Genomic DNA, 16,870 nt, shown 5'->3' on the forward strand with positions numbered 1-16,870 from the left:
TCGAGATATAGTCTGGACGAGCATGGGGCATGGAGGTGGCCGGAACGGCTTCCACTTCCGACCGCCCCACCAGTAGGGAGGCTCGAACATGCATTCCGATATCGCGCCGGCCGTGCGCCCCCACGCCCTGGACGGCTCCGCACCCGTCTGGGACCCCCAGCAGTACCTTCGCCACGCCGGCCACCGCACGCGCCCCTTCCTCGACCTGATGAACCGCATACCCGAGCTCCCCAACCGGCCCGCACGCATCGCCGACCTCGGCTGCGGCCCCGGCAACGTCACCGCGCTCCTCGCCGACCGCTGGCCCGAGGCCCGCATCACCGGCTTCGACCTCTCCCCGCAGATGCTCCAGCGCGCCACCGCCGAGTACGCCGGACCCACCCCCGGCGGCGGCCTGCTCGACTTCCGCCACGCCGACCTCGCCGACTGGATGCCCGAGGAGACGTACGACCTGATCGTCTCCAACGCGGCCCTGCAGTGGGTGCCCAGCCACCCCGGCTCCTTCGCCGCCTGGATCAACGGCCTGCGCCCCGGCGGCACCTTCGCCTTCCAGATCCCCGGCAACTTCACCGCCCCCAGCCACCGGCTCCTCGCCGAACTGTGCGACACCCCGCGCTGGCGCGACCGCCTCGCCGGACACGGCGCGCGTTACATCCACATCCTCGAACCCGCCGAGTACCTGGCCCGCTTCACCGAACTCGGCTGCGCGGTCGACGTCTGGGAGACCACGTACTCCCAGCTCCTCCAGGGCGCCGACCCCGTCCTCGACTGGGTCAAGGGCACCGCCCTGCGCCCCGTCCTCACCGCCCTCGGCGACGACCGCGACGCCGTCGACAGCTTCCTCTCCGAATACCGCGAGGCCCTGCGCGCCGCCTACCCGCCGGGCCCCCGGGGTACCGTCTTCCCGTTTCGCCGCATCTTCGCCGTCGCCCACAAGGAGGCATGACCGTGCTGACCGCAGTCGACCACGTCCAACTCGCCGCGCCGCCCGGATCGGAGGACAAGCTGCGTGCCTACTACCAAGACGTCCTGGGCATGCGGGAGATCTCCAAACCTCCCGTCCTCGCCGCGCGCGGGGGCTGCTGGTTCACCGCCGGAGGCGTGCAGCTGCACCTGGGCGTGGAAGAAGACTTCCGGCCGGCCCGCAAAGCGCACCCCGGGCTGCGGGTGACCGGCATCGAGGAGTACGCCGACAGACTCCGTGAACGCGGCGCCGACGTCGTCTGGGACGACAACCTGCCGGGCCACCGGCGCTTCTACTCCCACGACCCCGTCGGCAACCGGCTCGAATTCCTGGAGCCCCACGCCACCCACGCCCCCGTCGCCGGCGGCCCGACGGCCGGCTGACGGACCGACGGGCCCCGCACGGCCCCGCACGACGCGGCGGCGCCCCGCCACCGGAACACCGGTGACGGGGCGCCGCCGCGCGGCCCCTGCGGACCTCAGCTCTTGCGGTGGCCCACCAGCCGCGGCCGCGCCTCCAGGTTCTCCAGCCCGTGCCAGGCCAGGTTCACCAGGTGCGCGGCCACCTCCGCCTTCTTCGGCCGCCGCGTCTCCAGCCACCACTGGCCCGTCAGCGCCACCATCCCGACCAGCGCCTGCGCGTACAGCGGCGCCAGCTTCGGATCGAAGCCCCGGGCCTTGAACTCCAGCCCCAGGATGTCCTCCACCTGCGTGGCGATGTCACTGATCAGCGAAGCGAACGTGCCCGTCGACTGCGCCACCGGCGAATCCCGCACCAGGATCCGGAAACCGTCCGTGTAGTTCTCGATGTAGTCCAGCAGCGCGAACGCCGCCTGCTCCAGCAGCTCACGCGGATGCCCGGCCGTCAGCGCGCCCGTCACCCCCTCCAGCAGCTGCCGCATCTCGCGGTCCACGACCACCGCGTACAGGCCCTCCTTGCCGCCGAAGTGCTCGTACACCACCGGCTTGGACACCCCGGCCTTCGCCGCGATCTCCTCCACCGAAGTGCCCTCGAACCCCTTCTCCGCGAACAGGGTGCGGCCGATGTCCAGCAGTTGCTGGCGCCGTTCGGCGCCCGTCATCCGGACCCGGCGTCCTCGCCTGGGCTTGTCGCTGCTGGAACTGCTGCCGTCGATCGCCACGTCCCCCATCATGCCGCGTTCGGCGTCTCTTCCCTGCGCCGGGCTTCGATCCTCGCCCCCGACGGCCAGCGCACGTCAGAGGCCCACCCCAGCAGCTCGAACCAGCGGATCAGCCGCGCACTCGAATCCACCTGGCCGCGCAGCACCCCGTGCCGCGCCGACGTCGGGTCCGCGTGGTGCAGGTTGTGCCACGACTCCCCGCACGACAGCACCGCCAGCCACCACACGTTGCCCGAGCGGTCCCGCGACCTGAACGGCCGCTTGCCCACCGCGTGGCAGATCGAATTGATCGACCACGTCACGTGGTGCAGCAGCGCCACGCGCACCAGCGAACCCCAGAAGAACGCCGTGAACGCACCCCACCAGGACATCGTCACCAGACCGCCCACCAACGGCGGGACCGCCAGCGACAGCATCGTCCAGAAGACGAAGTCACGGCTGATCCGCCGGATCGCCGGATCCTTGATCAGGTCCGGGGCGTACTTCTGCTGATCGGTCTGCTCCTCGTCGAACAACCAGCCGATGTGCGCCCACCACAGGCCCTTCATCAACGCCGGCACCGTCTCCCCGAACCGCCACGGCGAATGCGGGTCGCCCTCGTGGTCGGAGTACTTGTGGTGCTTGCGGTGATCGGCGACCCACCGCACCAGCGGCCCCTCCACCGCCATCGACCCCATGACCGCCAGCGCGATCCGCAGCGGCCGCTTCGCCTTGAAGGAACCGTGCGTGAAGTAGCGGTGGAAGCCGATGGTGATCCCGTGGCACGCCAGGAAGTACATGAACACCATCAGGCCGAGGTCCAGCCAGGTCACCCCCCAGCCCCAGGCCAGCGGCACCGCCGCCAGCAGCGCCAGGAACGGCACGGTGATGAACAGCAGCAGCGCGATCTGCTCCACGGAGCGCTTCCGCTCACCACCGCGCGTCGCGGTGGGCGCCGAGGGCGCCGAGGAGTCCTCGATCAATTCGGGACTGATGGCCATGGTGGGGTCCCCTGGGGGGTGAGAAGCCGGCAGGCGCCGGGGCACGGACCTACGGATCCGTAACCTACGGCATCGTAAGTATGGCAAACACGGCCCGCGCGGCAACAGGACGACGCCACCCGCGCGACCCGAGTCCAAAGAGCGGGCGCTCTGCCAGGGCACAGGGACTCGCCACCTATCCTGGTGTCGTCGGACAGCGCGGTCCGCACGGGCAGCCCGGGCTGCGCAGCACGACCGGCATGGCCGCGCACCCCCCGGGAGCCCACAGCCCAGTAGCGCTCGAACACTGCAAGGAGCCGCACCTGTGAGCAGTGCTGACCAGGCCGCCCAGGCCCCCGTCACCCAGCCCGCCGACCCCTCCGCCGCGACGCGGACGGCGGAGACGGCGAACGCGGAGCTGCGCGCGGACATCCGCCGCCTCGGCGACCTCCTCGGCGAAACCCTCGTCCGCCAGGAAGGCCAGGAACTCCTCGACCTCGTCGAGCGGGTCCGCGCCCTGACCCGCACCGACGGCGAGGCCGCCGCGGCCCTCCTCGGAGACATCGACCTGGAGACCGCCGCCAAGCTGGTGCGCGCCTTCTCCACCTACTTCCACCTCGCCAACGTCACCGAGCAGGTGCACCGCGGCAAGGAACTGCGCGCACACCGCGCCGCCGAGGGCGGGCTCCTCGCCCGCACCGCGGACATGCTCAAGGACGCCGACCCCGAGCACCTGCGCGAGACGGTCAAGAACCTCAACGTCCGCCCCGTCTTCACCGCGCACCCCACCGAGGCCGCCCGCCGCAGCGTCCTGAACAAGCTGCGCCGCATCGCCGCCCTGCTGGAGGAGCCCGTCTCCGGCGCCGGCGAACGCCGCCGCCACGACCTGCGCCTCGCCGAGAACATCGACCTCGTCTGGCAGACCGACGAACTGCGCGTCGTCCGCCCCGAGCCCGCCGACGAGGCCCGCAACGCCATCTACTACCTCGACGAGCTCCACGCCGGCGCCGTCGGCGACGTCCTGGAGGACCTCGCCGCCGAGCTCCAGCGCGTCGGCGTCGAACTGCCCGCCGGCACCCGACCCCTCACCTTCGGCACCTGGATCGGCGGCGACCGCGACGGCAACCCCAACGTCACCCCCCAGGTCACCCGCGACGTCCTGATCCTCCAGCACGAGCACGGCATCACCGACGCCCTCGAACTCGTCGACTTCCTGCGCAGCCTGCTCTCCAACTCCATCCGCATCGCCGGCGCCACCGAGGAGCTCCTCGCCTCCCTCCAGGCCGACCTGGAACGCCTCCCCGAGATCAGCCCCCGCTACAAGCGGCTGAACGCCGAAGAGCCGTACCGCCTCAAGGCCACCTGCATCCGGCAGAAGCTCCTCAACACCCGCGAGCGCCTCGCCAAGGGCACCCCCCACGAGGAAGGCCGCGACTACCTCGGCACCGCCGAGCTCCTCGCCGACCTCACCCTCATCCAGACCTCCCTGCGCGAGCACCGCGGCGCCCTCTTCGCCGACGGCCGCATGGACCGCACCATCCGCACCCTGGCCGCCTTCGGCCTCCAGCTCGCCACCATGGACGTACGCGAACACGCCGACGCCCACCACCACGCCCTCGGCCAGCTCTTCGACCGCCTCGGCGAGGAGTCCTGGCGCTACGCCGACATGCCGCGCGACTACCGGCAGAAGCTCCTCGCCAAGGAACTCCGCTCCCGCCGCCCCCTCGCGCCCACCCCCGCCCCCCTCGACGCGGCCGGCCAGAAGACCCTCGGCGTCTTCACCGCCATCAAGGACGCCTTCGAGAAGTTCGGCCCCGAGGTCATCGAGTCCTACATCATCTCGATGTGCCAGGGCGCCGACGACGTCTTCGCCGCCGCCGTCCTCGCCCGCGAAGCCGGCCTCATCGACCTCCACGGCGGCTGGGCCAAGATCGGCATCGTCCCGCTCCTGGAGACCACCGACGAGCTCCGCGCCGCCGACGTCATCCTCGACGAGATGCTCGCCGACCCCTCCTACCGGCGCCTCGTCTCCCTGCGCGGCGACGTCCAGGAGGTCATGCTCGGCTACTCCGACTCCAGCAAGTTCGGCGGCATCACCACCAGCCAGTGGGAGATCCACCGCGCCCAGCGCCGGCTCCGCGACGTCGCCCACCGCCACGGCGTACGCCTGCGCCTCTTCCACGGCCGCGGCGGCACCGTCGGCCGCGGCGGCGGCCCCTCCCACGACGCGATCCTCGCCCAGCCCTGGGGCACCCTCGAAGGCGAGATCAAGGTCACCGAACAGGGCGAGGTCATCTCCGACAAGTACCTCGTCCCCTCCCTGGCCCGCGAGAACCTGGAACTGACCGTCGCGGCCACCCTCCAGGCCTCCGCCCTGCACACCGCCCCCCGCCAGTCCGACGACGCCCTCACCCGCTGGGACGCGGCCATGGACATCGTCTCGGACGCCGCCCACGGCGCCTACCGCGAACTCGTCGAGGACCCCGACCTGCCCGCGTACTTCTTCGCGGCCACCCCCGTCGACCAGCTCGCCGACCTGCACCTCGGCTCCCGCCCCTCCCGCCGCCCCGACTCCGGCGCCGGCCTCGACGGCCTGCGCGCCATCCCGTGGGTCTTCGGCTGGACCCAGTCCCGCCAGATCGTCCCCGGCTGGTACGGCGTCGGCTCCGGCCTCAAGGCCCTGCGCGAGGCCGGCCAGGACACCGTCCTCACCGAGATGGGCGACCGCTGGCACTTCTTCCGCAACTTCCTGTCCAACGTCGAGATGACGCTGGCCAAGACCGACCTGCGGATCGCCCGCCACTACGTCGACACCCTCGTCCCCGACGAACTCAAGCACGTTTTCGACCGCATCCAGGCCGAGCACGAGCTCACCGTCCGCGAGGTCCTGCGCATCACCGGCGGGAAGCAGCTCCTCGACTCCCAGCCCGTCCTCCAGCAGACCTTCGCCGTCCGCGACGCCTACCTCGACCCGATCTCCTACCTCCAGGTCTCCCTGCTGGCCCGCCAGCGCCAGGCCGCCGCCCGAGGCGAGGACCCGGACCCGCTGCTGGCCCGGGCCCTGCTGCTCACCGTCAACGGCGTAGCCGCCGGCCTGCGCAACACCGGCTGACCGGCCCCGTACGCCGTCCCGAGAACGCAGGAAGCCCCCGCCGTCCGGCGGGGGCTTCCTCGTACGTCAGGAGTTGTACGCCGACTGGGCGCGCTCCAGGCCCTCCTGGACCAGGCACTCCACCGCGTCCGCCGACCGGTCCACGAACCAGCCCAGCTCCTTGCGCTCCGTGGAGGAGAAGTCCTTCAGCACGAAGTCCGCGACCTGCATCCGGCCCGGCGGCCGGCCGATGCCGCACCGCACCCGGTGGTAGTCGGCGCCCATCGACTTCGTCATCGACTTCAGCCCGTTGTGGCCGTTGTCGCCGCCGCCCAGCTTCAGCCGCAGCGTCGCGTAGTCGATGTCCAGCTCGTCGTGGACCGCCACGATCCGCTCCAGCGGCACCTTGTAGAAGTCCCGCAGCGCCGTCACCGGCCCGCCCGACAGGTTCATGAACGACATCGGCTTCGCGATGACCACCCGGCGGTTCAGCGGCCCCGGCGGCCCCATCCGGCCCTCGACCACCTGCGCCCGCGCCTTGTGCGCCTTGAACTTCCCGCCGATCCGCTCCGCCAGCAGGTCCGCCACCATGAATCCGATGTTGTGGCGGTTGCCGGCGTACTCCGCCCCCGGGTTACCGAGACCGACGATCAGCCACGGCGCCGCGTCGTCCGACATCAAAAGCTCCTTAAGCCCGTGAACGAGAACGACCGCCGTCCCGCTCCAGTGGAGCCGGACGGCGGTCGGTCAGCAACTGCTGAGGGGGTGGGGCGAGGCTCAGGCCTCGGTGCCCTCGGCGGCCTCGGCGGCCGGCTCCTCGGCCTGCGGGGCGACGACCTGCAGGACGGCGGTCTCGCCGTCGACGGCCAGCGTGGTGCCGGCCGGCAGGACCAGGTCCTTGGCGTGGATGGAGGCACCGGCCTCCAGGCCCGCGATGGAGACGGTGACCTCGGTCGGGATGTGGGTGGCCTCGGCCTCGACCGTGATGGTCGAGAGCAGGGTCTCCAGCAGGTTGCCGCCGGCGGCCAGGTCGCCCTCGGTCACGACCGGAACCTCGACCGTGACCTTCTCGCCCTTCTGGACGATCAGGAAGTCGACGTGCAGGATGTTGCGACGCAGGGGGTGGCGCTGGACGGCCTTCGGGATGACCAGCTCGGTGCTGTCACCGTCGATGTCCAGGGAGAGCAGCACGTTCGGGGTCTTCAGCGCCATCATCAGGGCGTGCGACTCGACACCGACGTGCTTCGGGGTGGTGCCGTGGCCGTAGATGACACCCGGGGTCAGGGCGTCGCGGCGGGACTGGCGGGCAGAGCCCTTGCCGAAAGAGTCGCGGAGCTTCGCGGAAAGCTTGATCTCGGACATGTTCACTCCTCGTGGGGTGACGAAAACGGACAGAGGTCACCCGGCCGAAACGGCCTGCTACGAAGAGCGCGTCGATAACGGAGCATCCGTACCGGAAAACAGGTACGGCCTCCCTCGCCGAGCAACTCGTCGAGTGTACCCGGGAGGGAGGCCGCTCCCAAAAGGATCTAGCCCGCAGGCCGGCGCAGGGCCGTCAGGCCTACTGCTGCTCCTCGAACAGGCTCGTCACCGAACCGTCCTCGAAGACCTCGCGCACCGCGCGGGCGATCATCGGGGCGATCGACAGGACCGTGATCTTGTCGAGCTCCAGGTCGGACGGGTCCGGCAGGGTGTTCGTGAAGATGAACTCGCTGACCTTGGAGTTCTTCAGGCGGTCGGCCGCCGGGCCCGACAGGATGCCGTGCGTGGCCGTCACGATGACGTCCTCCGCGCCGTGCGCGAAGAGCGCCTCGGCGGCGGCGCAGATCGTGCCACCCGTGTCGATCATGTCGTCGACCAGGACGCAGACGCGGCCCTTGACCTCACCCACGACCTCGTGGACGGTCACCTGGTTGGCGACGTCCTTGTCACGGCGCTTGTGCACGATCGCCAGCGGCGCGTCCAGACGGTCGCACCAGCGGTCGGCCACGCGCACGCGGCCGGCGTCCGGGGAGACGACCGTCAGCTTCGAGCGGTCCACCTTGGCGCCCACGTAGTCCGCGAGGACGTTCAGGGCCGACAGGTGGTCCACCGGACCGTCGAAGAAGCCCTGGATCTGGTCGGTGTGCAGATCGACCGTCAGGATGCGGTCCGCACCCGAGGTCTTCAGCAGGTCCGCCACCAGGCGGGCCGAGATCGGCTCGCGGCCCTTGTGCTTCTTGTCCTGGCGGGCGTACCCGTAGGACGGGATGATCACGGTGATGGAGCGTGCCGACGCGCGCTTCAGCGCGTCGATCATGATCAGCTGCTCCATGATCCACTTGTTGATCGGAGCCGTGTGGCTCTGGATCAGGAAGCAGTCCGCGCCGCGAGCCGACTCCTGGAAGCGGACGTAGATCTCGCCGTTCGCGAAGTCGAAAGCCTTGGTCGGCACGAGGCCGACACCGAGCTGGTGCGCGACCTCCTCGGCCAGCTCGGGGTGGGCGCGGCCGGAGAAGAGCATCAGCTTCTTCTCGCCGGTCGTCTTGATCCCGGTCACAGCACTGTCTCCTCAGACGTGTGAAAGCTGCTCGCCCCCGTGTGCGTCCGTCCCGCACACGGTGAGCCAGCCGAATTGCGTGCACCTATCACGGTACGCCGTCCTGGGCGTACCTGTTTCCGGTCAGTTCACCTCAATGGCTGCCGGAGTCCTTCTCCGCCGACGACTGCGCGGCCGTCGCCGCCGCGCTGCCGGGACGCTTGCGGGCCACCCAACCCTCGATATTCCGCTGCTGGCCACGGGCCACGGCCAGCGCGCCGGGCGGCACGTCCTTCGTGATCACCGAGCCGGCGGCCGTGTAGGCACCGTCCCCGATGGTGACGGGAGCCACAAACATGTTGTCCGAACCCGTCTTGCAGTGTGAGCCGACCGTGGTGTGGTGCTTGTGCTCACCGTCGTAATTGACGAACACGCTCGCCGCGCCGATGTTCGAGTACTCGCCGATCGTCGCGTCACCCACGTAGGACAGGTGCGGCACCTTCGTGCCCTCGCCGATCGTCGCGTTCTTCATCTCGACGTACGTGCCGGCCTTCGACTTCACACCCAGGTTCGTACCCGGACGCAGGTACGCGAACGGACCCACCGAAGCCAGGTCCCCGATCACCGCCGAGTCCGCCACGGCGTTGTCCACCCGGGCCCCCGCACCCACGCGGGTGTCCTTCAGGCGGGTGTTCGGGCCGACCTCGGCCCCCTCGCCGATGTGCGTCGCGCCGAGCAGCTGCGTACCCGGGTGGATCACGGCGTCCTGCCCGAACGTCACGGTCACGTCCACGAACGTCCCCGCCGGGTCCACGACCGTCACGCCCGCCAGCATCGCCCGCTCCAGCAGACGCGCGTTCAGCAGCGCCCGCGCCTCCGCCAGCTGCACGCGGTTGTTGATCCCGAGGATCTGCCGGTGGTCACTGCCGACCGCCGCACCGACGCGGTGCCCCGCCTCGCGCAGGATCCCGAGCACGTCGGTGAGGTACTCCTCGCCCTGGCTGTTGTCCGTACGGACCTTGCCGAGCGCGTCCGCGAGGAGCGCGCCGTCGAACGCGAAGACCCCGGAGTTGATCTCCCGGATCGCGCGCTGCGCGTCGGTGGCGTCCTTGTGCTCGACGATGGCGGTCACGGCGCCGGTGGCCGGGTCGCGGACGATGCGGCCGTAGCCGGTGGAGTCGGGGACCTCGGCGGTGAGCACGGTGACGGCGTTGCCGTCGGCCTCGTGGGTGGCCGCGAGGGCCCGCAGGGTCTCGCCGGTGAGCAGCGGGGTGTCGCCGCAGACGACGATCACGGTGCCGGTCAGCTGGCCGCCGAGCTCCTCCAGGGCCATGCGGACGGCGTGGCCGGTGCCGTTCTGCTCGTACTGGACGGCGGTGCGGACGCCGGCGTCGACGCCGGCGAGGTGCGCGGTGACCTGCTCGCGGGCGTGGCCCACGACGACCACGAGGTGGGTCGGGTCCAGCTCACGGGAGGCCGCGACCACGTGACCGACGAGCGAGCGCCCGGCGATCTCGTGCAGAACCTTGGGTGTGGCCGACTTCATGCGGGTGCCCTCACCCGCTGCGAGTACGACGACGGCTGCCGGGCGGGTTGCGCTCACGGGTGGGCCCTTCGGCTTCGGGGGTGGACCCGTGAAGGATAGCGGGGGGCCACAGTCCGAAAACGAGGCCGGGTCCCGACCGTGAGGTCAGGACCCGTGCGTGCCGAGCTCCCCCGCCAGGACTCGAACCCGGACATAAGGCACCAAAAGCCTCAGTGCTGCCAATTACACCACAGGGGATAGCTAATCAACCTAAATCGGACATCAAGCCCTGCCGCTCCAAGTTGATCGCTCCTACTATGCCGCACCCTGCCCCCTCAATGCGACGGTCAATGTGGCGGTGCCGGCGGGCGTCTTCGGAGGCCGGCGTTTCTCCGGAAAGGGCGGGCCGGCGTGCTGGGGCCGCTGCGTACGCTGGACGGCATGACCGGTACGGGGGATGAGCGCGAGGGGACGGGCCGGGACGGGCCCTGGTGGTGGGAGCGGCGGCGGGGGGCCGTGCTCGACGTGGGGCTCGGGGTGGCCTCGGCCGTGGAGTGCGCCTTCGAGGGGGTGCCGACCGCGCGTGAGGCCGGGCTGCCGGTGTGGGCCGGGGTGGTGTTCGGGGCGCTGGCGGGGTCGGCGCTGGTGCTGCGCCGGCGCCGGCCCGTGGCGGTGGTGCTCGTCGGGATCGCCGTCACGCCGGCCACGATGGGCTTCCTGCTCGGTGTGGTGGGGCTGTACACGCTGGCGGCCTGCGAGGTGCCCCGGCGGATCCTGGCGACGCTGGCCGCGATGTCGCTGGCCGGGACGTTCGTGGTGACGTACGTGCAGACCCGCGGGGACGTGGAGGCCGACGGCACGCTCGTGATCGTGCTGTCCGTGTTCATGGCGGTGGCGCTGACGGTGCCGCCGGTCCTGCTCGGGCTGTACGTGGGCGCGCGGCGCCGGCTGATGGAGAGCCTGCAGGAGCGGGCGGACTCGTTGGAGCGGGAGCTGTCGCTGCTGGCGGACCGGGCGGAGGAGCGGGCCGAGTGGGCGCGCCAGGAGGAGCGGACGCGCATCGCGCGGGAGATGCACGACGTGGTGGCGCACCGGGTGTCGCTGATGGTGGTGCACGCGGCGGCGCTGCAGGCGGTGGCGGCGAAGGATCCCGTGAAGGCGGTGCGGAACGCGGCGCTGGTGGGTGACATGGGACGCCAGGCGTTGACGGAGCTGCGGGAGATGCTGGGGGTGCTGCGGGCTCCGGAGAAGCAGCCGGTGCGGGAGGTGTCCGCGCCGGTGGCCCTGGAGGAGGGGCCTTCGCTCGGGGAGCTGGAGGCGCTGGTGGGGCAGTCGCGGGCGGCCGGGATGGTCGTGGAGGTGCTGGTGCAGGGCGAGGGCGGGGGCTACCGGCCGGAGGTGGAGCAGACGGCGTACCGGGTGGTGCAGGAGGCGCTGACCAACTGCCACAAGCACGCTCCGGGCGCGCGGGTCGTCGTACGGCTGGCGCACCGGGAGGGGGAGGTGGCCATGCAGGTGGAGAACGGGCCGTGTGAGGGGGAGGTGCGGGGTGCCGACCTGCCCAGTGGGGGGAACGGGCTGGTCGGGATGCGGGAGCGGGTGCTGGGGCTGGGCGGGGTGTTCGTGTCCGGGCCGACGGACGGGGGCGGGTTCAAGGTGTCGGCGGTGCTGCCGGCCCGGTAGTGGCGGCGGGTCCGTCAGCCGGTGGTGAGGCGGGCGGGCTGGAGGCCGGTGAGGAGGAGGGTGAGGGCCTCGTCGAGTCCGGCGCCGAGGTACCAGTCGCCGGTGTGGTCGACGAGGTAGACGCGGCCCTCGCGGTCGATGGCGAGGTGGGAGCCGCCGTCGGTGCCGGCGCCGAGCGGGCAGAGCTGGGTGGACAGGGCGCGGCCGAGGTCGGCGAAGGTGCGGGCGAGGTGGAGGCCGGTCAGCGGGTCGACGCGTACGGGCGTCGGGGCTATCTGGCGGCCGGGGCCCGGGGCGATGAGGGTGAGGCCGCCGAATTCGGCCCAGGCCTCGACGGCGGCGGGGAAGACGGTGTGCCGGTGGCCGGCGGGGGTGGTGTGGTCGCGCAGGGCGTCGGCCCAGTATTCGGCCTGCTTGATGTCCCAGCGGCCGGGTTCCCATCCGGCGGTGCGCAGGGCGGAGTCCACGGGGCCGGGGAACCGGGTGGCCGAGGAGCGGTCGTAGGAGGCGGAGGACGCGGTCATGGTGGCTACTCGGGGTGGGTGAGGTCGACGGGGCGTACGCCGAAGTGGTTGAGGAGCGCGTCGCAGGAGCGGCAGGGCGGCGCGTAGATGCCGTGGAGGGGGTCGCCGTCCTCGCGGATGTGGCGGGCGGTTATGCGGGCGTGCTTGAGGGAGCGGCGGGCTTCGCTCGCCGAGAGGGGTTTGCGGGAGGCGCGCTTGCTGCGGGCGCCCTCGACGGCGGCGAGGTGGCGGGAGAGCAGGATCGCTTCGGGGCACCGGCCGGTGAAGCGTTCGCGCTGGCCGCTGGTGAGGGTGTCGAGGAAGTCCTGGACGAGGGGGTGCAGGGCGGGCGGCTGGTCGCCCTTGCCGGCGGTGCCGGTGAGGGTTTCGCCGCGGACGGAGAGGGCGGCGGCGACGGTGGGCAGGATGCCGTCCCGGCGGAAGCGGAGCACGGGCGTGGTCTGGGCCGTGCCGGTGCTGCTCCAGCGCAGGCGGGGGTCGCCGACGGGGCCGGCGTCGGCCGGTTGCGGGCGGCCGGTGCCGAGTGCCGCGTTCTGTGTGGTCGCGGTCCGTGTGGTCGCGGTCTGCATGGTTGCTCTTCCCTCCCGTGGCGGCGGTGGTGGTCGCTGTCGCGCACGCCCCCGTGCTGCGGGACAGCCTGTCAAATGTCACCTGTCGCGCGGAAGCGGGGTCGAATATTCGTATCAATTCGGATGTTCCCGCCCCGTCGGCGCACGCGGGGCTCGGGGGCGGGTGAGGGTCTTGCCGGAGCACATAGGCTGTGGTGAACCAGCCAGATCCAGCAGGGGGCTACCGCCATGACGACAGGTCGGCTCGGGCAGCAGGCCGCGCCACCCAACGCCGCTTACTCGGGGCAGGTCGTGCAATTCCCGGACCCGGTCCGGGCTGCTCGGCATCCCCACGGGGTGCGGATGGACGGCAACGGTCATCCCGATTTCTCGCGCTACGCGCGCGCGGCCGTGGAGATCGCCGAGCCGCCGGAGGGCTTCGGCGTGGACGAGCTGCGCCTGACGGACTTCGTGTCCGCCAACGCGGCGATGCGCGCCGCCGCGCACCCGCTGTGGGACACGGTGGGTCCGGTGGCGACCCCGCACGGCTGGACCTGGCACCACGTCGCGGGCTCGCGGCGGATGGAGCTGGTCCCGGTCGAGGTCAAGGCGCTGCTGCGGCACCACGCGGGTCTGGCGACGGCCCCGGTGGACCACGACAAGCGCGGGGCGCGGCCGCTGCAGGAGGCGCGTCCGGCGCACCTGGGGCTGCCGAAGGCCCTGGTGTCGGTGTCGGAGCTCCAGGTGCAGGGCGTCGAGGAGGACCTCGGTTACCGGCTGCCGGAGGCGTACCGGTCCTTCCTGAAGGCGGCGGGCGGCTGCGCGCCGGTGGGCGCGGGGCTGCTGGTGGAGCTGGGGCTGCTGGTGGACCAGCCGTTCTTCACGGTGCGTGAGGAGGCGGCGGTCAACGACCTGGTGTACGTGAACAAGTGTCTGCGGGACCACCTGACGAAGGACTACCTGTGCGTGGCCTTCGTGCAGGGCGGGCTGCTCGCGGTGAAGGTGAAGGGCGAGGGCGTGGGCTCCGTCTGGTTCTCCCCGTACGACGACGCGCGCGACCGGGACGGCTGGTCGGTGCAGGAGCGGGTGGAGCGTCTGTTGCTGCCGTGCGGTGCCGATTTCGATGCCTTCCTGGAGCGGTTGGCGGGTAATCCGCCGGAGCTGGAGACGGTGGCCGGTCTGATGGTGGACGGCGGATTCGCGCGTTCGGTTGCAGTGTCCGGCGCCGGTATGGGTGAGGGGTGACGGCGTCGTGGTGACGTTTGCGCAGGCGCAGGAGCGCGCCGAAGAGTGGATCAACGGAGACGTGCCCGCGTACCAGCATCGTGAGGTGCGCGTACGGGAGTTCGGGCTCGGGTTCGTGGTGTGGGCCGAGGACCGGACGGCCGGTCCGGTGTCCGGCGGTGGGCGGCAGCGGCTGGTCATCGCGCGGGACAGCGGTGAGGTGACGCTGTGGCCGGGGCTGCCGGTGGGTGAGGTGATCCGGCGGTACGAGGAGGAGTACGGGGCCGCTGCCGCGTCGGCGGCTTCGGAGGCTTCGGTTCCGCCGCCGCGGATCGACTCGGAGCAGACGTCGTTCATGCTGACGCCGCCGCAGTGGCTGCAGGAGGCGGCGGACCGGGCGGGGATCCCGCCGGCGGGTGCCGCTCCGGGTTCTTCCGGTGCGGGTGCGGGTGCCGGTGCGGGTGCCGGTGCGGGTTCGGCTCCTGGTTCGGGGGGTCCGGTTCCGCTCGGTCGTGGGGGTGAGGTGCCCTACGAGCCGACCGCGAACGACGGGGTGCCGGCCGGGTCCACGCCGTGGGCCGGGACGGACGTGAACTCCGGTGCCGACGACGGTTCCGTGCCGCTGCCCGCCACCGTGTTCGCGCCGCCGCTGTCGGGCTCCGACCTGGACGACGCGCCCTCCGCCTCGGGGGTGGCCCCGGAGGCCAAGACCACGCTGATGGCGGGTGGCAGCCAGCTGCCGAAGACGACCGTGGCTCCGGCGCTGGCGGTTCCGGCGGATGCCGCGGCCATCGCCGACGCGCCGACGAGCCGGGCCCGCGTCTCCCCGCCGGGCGGGGTCGCGCAGCCTCCGCAGCCTCCGCAGCCTCCGCAGGCACCGCAGCCTCCGCAGGCACCGCCGGTCCCGTCGGCTGGTGCGCCTGGTGCGCCTGGTGCGCCCGGTGCGCCCGGTGGTGGGGCGCAGTACGCCGCCACGATGCTGGCCGCGCCGGGCGTGACGCCGGTGCCTCCGGGGACGCCGCCGGCGCCTCCCGGTCCGCCCGGGGCCCCTGGGGCTCCGGGTGCTCCCGCGGCTCCTGGTGCGTCCGGTTCGCTGGGCGGGGGGCTGGATTATGCCGCGACGATGCTCGCCGGTCCGGCCGTAATGCAGCCGCCCGGCCCGCCTGCGCCTCCCGGTCCGCCCGGGCCGCCCGGGCCTCCGGCTCCGCCGGCGCCTCCTGGTGCGCCCGGTGCGCCCGGTGCTCCGGGTGCCGGTGCGCACCATGCCGCGACCATGCTGGCGGCGCCGGGTGTGGTGCAGCCGCCCGGTCCGCCCGGTCCGCCCGGTGCGCCGACGCCTCCTGGCCCGCCGGGGGCTCCCGGTGCTCCCGGTGCGTCCGGTTCGCTGGGCGGGGGGCTGGACCATGCCGCGACGATGCTCGCCGGTCCCGCCGTCGTGCAGCCGCCCGGGCCTCCCGGCGCTCCCGGTGCTCCTGGTGCGCCTGGTGCGTCTGGTGCGCCTGGTGCTCCCGGTGCTCCCGGCGCCGGCGCGCACCATGCCGCGACCATGCTGGCCGGTCCCGGTGCGGTGCAGCCGCCCGGTCCGCCCGGCACGCCCCCCGGCCCGCCGCCCGGCCCCGTGGGGCAGCCGCAGGCCCCGTCCGGCGCGCCCACGGTCGGCCCCGGCTACCAGGCCGTGCTCCGCTACCGTGCGCCCGACGGCTCCGAGCAGCAGCTGATCCGTCGCTCGGCGCCCGGTACGCCGCACCCCGAGTGGCAGATCCTGTACGAGCTCCGCGCGATGAACGTGCCTCCGCAGCAGGTGCTGGAGCTGCACACGGAGCTGGCCTCCTGTGAGCTGCCCGGCGGTTACTGCGCCCGGATGATCCGGGAGACCTGGCCGCAGGTGCGGATCACCAGCGTGGCCCCGTACGGGACCGACCACGCGGGCCGTCAGCAGGGGATGCGCCATCTGCTCACCCATCAGGGTGAGCTGCACCAGGTGGCGGACGGCCCCGCGCGCCCCGCGCCGGTCCGGGCGCCGCTGCCGCAGGTCCCGCTGCAGCCGGCGATCCCGATGGACGCGATCGCGCAGGAGCTGGCGGGCGCCTTCGGGCCGCAGGGCGTGTTCCGTTACGACCAGCGGGCGGTGTCGCGTCAGGGCGTGCCGGAGATCGTGGCGCAGACCCTGATGTGGGCGGGTCTGCCCGTCGACTTCGGGCCGTTCTTCTGGGCGCAGGCGGTGCCCGGTCAGCCGGTGCCGACGCTGGCCGAGCTGGCCGCGCAGCGCGGGGTGCAGCCGGCGTCCGACGCGGGCTCGTACCTGGTCGTCGGCAGCGACTTCGGCAAGGCGCTGTGCGTCCAGTACGGGACCGCGCACATAGTGGCGGTGCCGGTGGAGGCCGGTCCCGGCGGGGCGCCCGTGCCGCCGCAGTTCGTGAATTCGAGCCTGCCGCAGTTCGCGCGTTCGCTGGCGATGCTGGGTCACATGTGGCGGCTGCGCCAGCATCTGACGCCGGAGCAGGCGGGGCGTTGGACCGTCGATTTCCAGGCGAATCTGGCCGGTCTCGACAGCGCGGCGCTGGCCTCGCCGGAGAGCTGGTGGTCGGTGCTGCTGGAGCAGATGTGGGACGGACTGCTCTGACGGTATGACCGTGTGCGTGGCCGGGCCGGGTCTCCTCGTGTGGGGGACCCGGCCCGGCCATTCCGGCTTC

General features: G+C 72.3%; 14 protein-coding genes and 1 tRNA gene. 6 read left to right on the forward strand and 9 right to left on the reverse strand.

Annotated elements, in window-relative coordinates; all coding sequences use genetic code 11:
- Positions 1-88: 88 nt before the first annotated feature.
- Positions 89-946, forward strand: coding sequence for a trans-aconitate 2-methyltransferase (locus ACZ518_RS27325; protein ID WP_469115647.1), 858 nt, complete (start codon positions 89-91; stop codon positions 944-946).
- A gap of 2 nt (positions 947-948) precedes the next feature.
- Entirely contained in the window at positions 949-1,347 is a 399-nt protein-coding gene (locus ACZ518_RS27330; RefSeq protein WP_469115755.1) for a VOC family protein, read from the forward strand.
- A 95-nt stretch (positions 1,348-1,442) separates the two neighbouring features.
- Here ACZ518_RS27330 and ACZ518_RS27335 read toward each other — a convergent pair whose 3' ends face one another.
- Positions 1,443-2,117: a TetR family transcriptional regulator gene (locus ACZ518_RS27335; RefSeq protein ID WP_469115648.1), complete on the reverse strand. Its 675-nt coding sequence runs from the start codon at positions 2,115-2,117 to the stop codon at positions 1,443-1,445.
- Positions 2,114-3,085, reverse strand: coding sequence for an acyl-CoA desaturase (locus ACZ518_RS27340; RefSeq protein WP_469115649.1), 972 nt, complete (start codon positions 3,083-3,085; stop codon positions 2,114-2,116). The genes ACZ518_RS27335 and ACZ518_RS27340 overlap by 4 nt, the downstream gene beginning before the upstream one ends.
- Positions 3,086-3,482: 397 nt before the next feature.
- Between ACZ518_RS27340 and ppc the strand changes: the two genes are divergently transcribed.
- Positions 3,483-6,176, forward strand: coding sequence for a phosphoenolpyruvate carboxylase (gene ppc, locus ACZ518_RS27345; RefSeq protein WP_469115756.1), 2,694 nt, complete (start codon positions 3,483-3,485; stop codon positions 6,174-6,176).
- 66 nt (positions 6,177-6,242) lie between these two features.
- Here the strand turns inward: ppc and pth are convergent, their stop codons facing one another.
- From pth to ACZ518_RS27370, 5 genes are all read right to left on the reverse strand, one after another.
- Entirely contained in the window at positions 6,243-6,833 is a 591-nt protein-coding gene (gene pth / locus ACZ518_RS27350; protein WP_469115650.1) for an aminoacyl-tRNA hydrolase, read from the reverse strand.
- A 99-nt stretch (positions 6,834-6,932) separates the two neighbouring features.
- Entirely contained in the window at positions 6,933-7,517 is a 585-nt protein-coding gene (locus tag ACZ518_RS27355) for a 50S ribosomal protein L25/general stress protein Ctc (RefSeq protein WP_469115651.1), read from the reverse strand.
- A gap of 199 nt (positions 7,518-7,716) precedes the next feature.
- Positions 7,717-8,694, reverse strand: a complete 978-nt coding sequence (locus tag ACZ518_RS27360) for a ribose-phosphate diphosphokinase (protein WP_362459180.1) — start codon at positions 8,692-8,694, stop codon at positions 7,717-7,719.
- 133 nt (positions 8,695-8,827) lie between these two features.
- Positions 8,828-10,276, reverse strand: a complete 1,449-nt coding sequence (gene glmU / locus ACZ518_RS27365; RefSeq protein ID WP_469115652.1) for a bifunctional UDP-N-acetylglucosamine diphosphorylase/glucosamine-1-phosphate N-acetyltransferase GlmU — start codon at positions 10,274-10,276, stop codon at positions 8,828-8,830.
- A 108-nt stretch (positions 10,277-10,384) separates the two neighbouring features.
- A tRNA-Gln gene (locus tag ACZ518_RS27370) sits at positions 10,385-10,456 on the reverse strand.
- Positions 10,457-10,639: 183 nt separating this feature from the next.
- Here ACZ518_RS27370 and ACZ518_RS27375 point away from each other — a divergent pair.
- A complete protein-coding gene (locus ACZ518_RS27375; RefSeq protein ID WP_469115653.1) occupies positions 10,640-11,881 on the forward strand; it encodes a sensor histidine kinase in 1,242 nt (413 codons plus the stop codon).
- Positions 11,882-11,895: 14 nt separating this feature from the next.
- Here the strand turns inward: ACZ518_RS27375 and ACZ518_RS27380 are convergent, their stop codons facing one another.
- On the reverse strand, positions 11,896-12,405 hold the full coding sequence (locus ACZ518_RS27380; protein ID WP_469115654.1) for an SUKH-3 domain-containing protein: 510 nt from the start codon (positions 12,403-12,405) through the stop codon (positions 11,896-11,898).
- A gap of 5 nt (positions 12,406-12,410) precedes the next feature.
- Positions 12,411-12,974 carry a YwqJ-related putative deaminase gene (locus ACZ518_RS27385; protein WP_469115655.1) on the reverse strand — a complete coding sequence of 188 codons (564 nt, stop codon included), beginning with the start codon at positions 12,972-12,974 and terminating at the stop codon, positions 12,411-12,413.
- Positions 12,975-13,202: 228 nt separating this feature from the next.
- Here ACZ518_RS27385 and ACZ518_RS27390 point away from each other — a divergent pair, with 228 nt between their 5' ends.
- Together ACZ518_RS27390 and ACZ518_RS27395 are read left to right on the forward strand one after the other, a co-directional pair.
- Positions 13,203-14,198, forward strand: a complete 996-nt coding sequence (locus ACZ518_RS27390; protein ID WP_469115656.1) for an SMI1/KNR4 family protein — start codon at positions 13,203-13,205, stop codon at positions 14,196-14,198.
- Between the two features lie 7 nt (positions 14,199-14,205).
- Complete coding sequence (locus ACZ518_RS27395; RefSeq protein ID WP_469115657.1) at positions 14,206-16,800, forward strand: SUKH-4 family immunity protein; 2,595 nt, start codon at positions 14,206-14,208, stop codon at positions 16,798-16,800.
- Positions 16,801-16,870 lie beyond the last annotated feature (70 nt).

The sequence above is a fragment of the Streptomyces sp. NPDC033966 genome, assembly GCF_055575955.1.